Source organism: Megasphaera geminata F0357 (genome assembly GCF_000239275.1).
GTDB classification, from domain to species: domain Bacteria; phylum Bacillota; class Negativicutes; order Veillonellales; family Megasphaeraceae; genus Megasphaera; species Megasphaera geminata.
The window spans coordinates 1-3,040 of record NZ_JH417591.1; the positions used below are offsets into that span (position 1 = coordinate 1).

A 3,040-nucleotide genomic window follows, 5' to 3' on the forward strand; every position below is an offset into this window, starting at 1 on the left:
AGCAGATGGTTATTTCCGGGGTTATTCTGAAATAGGCCCGATACTGTCTTTCGGAAACTAAATGAATATGCAACACAACAAACAGGAGAAAGGCCAGATAGGCCTTTCTCCTGTTTGTTGTGTTGCAGTATAATGCTGTTTGTATAAGACGGGATTATATTTAAATACACGAAAAGATTGTTATCGACAGAACGAGTAAGGGCGATTTCGGATTATTCATTTCTGTATATGTGTCCTGATGTATTCAGACAAACAGGGTATAAACGGCATAGATACAAGACGGAATTCAGGAATTCCAGAAAGTCAAATTTTGTCTGAACTATAGTATTTTATTCACAAAGAAAAACCTTATAATGAAATTATGAATTGCAGAATATCTTACTGGCCGTAACAATAAGAAAAGGAGTGTATTTTTATGGAGATTGTTGCTATCATTCTCAGTTTATTTCTCTTAGTAACATTTGCGTATCGCGGATTTTCAGTTATTTTGTTTGCACCTGTTTTTGCATTATTTGCGGCGGCTTGTTTCGGGGTTGCCCGTTTTACCGGGGTATACAGAACTGTTTATGGTTAAGGCCGTTATGTATATCAAATCATTTTTCCCGATTTTTCTCTTAGGTGCCGTTTTCGGCAAGGTCATGGAAGAAACCGGTATGGCACGCAGTATTGCTATGGAAACGATTAAGCTTGTCGGTAAAGACAAAGCCGTTTTTGCAGTAGTATTTGCCTGCATGATCCTTTGTTATGGCGGTATTTCCATGTTTGTCTGTGCCTTTGCCGTATATCCGTTTGCTGCCGCTCTTTTTAGAGAGGCGGAAATTCCGAAACGACTTATTCCCGCCTGCTTTGTAGCCGGAGTATTTACGGCGACGATGGATTGTTATCCCGGCTCACCTCAGATTCAGAATATTATTCCTACCATTTACTTGGGTACGACGACTTTTGCAGCGCCTGTATTGGGCATTATTTGCGGGACGTTATTGATGATCCTCTGTTTTATTTACCTTGAATGGCGGCGTAAAGGGATGCAAAAATCCGGCGAAGGCTACGGCCAGCATACAGTCAATGAAACACCGATTGACCCGAGCGCACCGTTGCCGCCTTGGTCTTTGTCTCTTGTGCCGCTTATTGTCGTTCTTGTCCTCAATTTCTATTTTTCTGTAATGTTTGAATGGCAGGATATGTTGATAGAACCTTTTCGCGCCATGAATCTGCCCCTTGTCGCCAAAAACGTTCATAACGTCATCGCTATTTGGGCTTTAGTCATAGGTTTGCTTGTGGCTATTATTATTGCGTGCGTTACAGGCAGAAAGTTTATGTCCAAGAATACGAGCGTTAAAGCGGCGCTTAATGCAGGCGCTCTCGGTTCCCTTCTCGCGATTATGAACACGGCATCCGAAGTCGGCTATGGCAACGTTATTTCTTCCTTGCCGGGGTTTCTTGAAGTTGCTGATGCGCTCCTCGGCATCGGTCAGGGAATGCCGCTCTTCAATGTAGCACTTATGGTTAATATTCTTGCAGGGATTACAGGCTCCGCATCGGGCGGTCTCAGTATTGCTCTTGATATCTTCGGTAATCATTTTCTTGCAGAAACGGCGGCTGTAGGCATTCCGGCTGAAGTTGTCCATCGTATTGCCGCTATGGCTTCGGGAGGGATGGATAGTCTGCCGCATAACGGTGCCGTTATCACGACCCTTGCCATTTGCGGTCTGACCCATCGCGAAGCATATAAAGATATGTTTGCTATTACACTTATTAAAATATTCATTGCGTTCTTCGCCGTATTCTTCTACATGATTACGGGTATTGCATAGATATATAAAGAAAGACAGCATCTCCGCATACGGTGAGAGACGCTGTCTTTTATTTTGTTACATTGCGGGTGAAATTCTGTTAAATGCCGCATCCTCGGGAAATAGTTGCCGGTTACTTTTGGCGTTCAATATTTGTACCTGTTGGCCGGCATTATCTTTTGGTCATTTTGTGAGTGCCTGTATGCGACCGGTCTGTTACGGAAAGGCTTTAGCATTCCCGTTGTGGATGCGTACGGTTGCATTGATATTGTGCATCTGTTTGCCGTTGTTGCTCATGAGAAAGTTTTCCTTTTGTAAATAATTTTTATAGATAAAGCATACCGTAAGCCGGACCGTTCTTCATTTTGCGTACGGGGATACTACAGTATTGTAGTCTGATTGATTGATGTGATGACGGGTAAAGATGATTATTGACAATAAATATCAAAGTAAATTATGCTATATAATAAAATTCAGATAAGTGGGAGGCATGTACTATGGCGCACTCAAAGAAAACGGCGGCAACAATCCTTTTAAGCGTATCTTTGCTGGGATCGTCTGCGTTGGCGGCGGGACTTCAACAGATTAATCCCGATGCCTATGTAACGATCGGCGGTGCAACCGGTATGGAAGATGCCGGCAGAGTTCGTGTTGATGCGACAGCAGGAGCAAGTATTATGATCACGCCGGATCAAAACTATGAACCCGCGTCGTATCCTTTGCATGAAGGCAGACGAGTGCCCGATAATCTTCATCCGGTTCCGCCCGCAACAGAAGCAGTTCCTACGGCGCGTGCCGTTATTCGCGGTGAACGGACTGATTTCGGGTTAAATACAAATGCTTCTAAAAACGGTACGGCTGTCGGTGCCAATGTTAGAGCTAAAGGTTCTTATGCCTCCGCGTTCGGAAACGGGGCCAATGTTAAGGCTGAAGACGGGCTTGCTTTGGGACATAAAGCCTCTGTAACGGCCGACAATAGCGTAGCCCTCGGTGCAGGCAGTATTGTTACGACGGCTAATACCGTTTCTGTCGGCAGCGATTTGCTTGTTCGTAAAGTGACGAATGTAGCGGACGGTATGGTGGCGTACGGATCGCACGACGCGGTTACAGGCGGGCAGCTCTATGCATTAAATCAGAAAATAGATGCACTTATAAAAGAAAATGAAGCATTAAAAGAAGAAATTAAAGCATTGCGGAAGTAAACGGAATAACGAAAAGACATTAGCCGGCGTAGTACTACGCCGGCT

Annotated in this window: 3 protein-coding genes; all 3 read left to right on the plus strand. The window is 44.3% G+C overall.

Annotated elements, in window-relative coordinates; genetic code table 11:
- The first annotated feature begins 415 nt into the window (after positions 1-415).
- Positions 416-574 (plus strand): hypothetical protein, encoded by a 159-nt coding sequence (locus tag HMPREF0080_RS10795; protein ID WP_245527237.1) that lies wholly within the window; start codon positions 416-418, stop codon positions 572-574.
- On the plus strand, positions 567-1,814 hold the full coding sequence (locus HMPREF0080_RS05260) for a GntP family permease (RefSeq protein WP_006790254.1): 1,248 nt from the start codon (positions 567-569) through the stop codon (positions 1,812-1,814). Before HMPREF0080_RS10795 ends, HMPREF0080_RS05260 begins: the two co-directional genes overlap by 8 nt.
- Positions 1,815-2,290: 476 nt before the next feature.
- Positions 2,291-2,995: a hypothetical protein gene (locus tag HMPREF0080_RS05265; protein WP_006790256.1), complete on the plus strand. Its 705-nt coding sequence runs from the start codon at positions 2,291-2,293 to the stop codon at positions 2,993-2,995.
- The last annotated feature ends 45 nt before the right edge of the window (positions 2,996-3,040 follow it).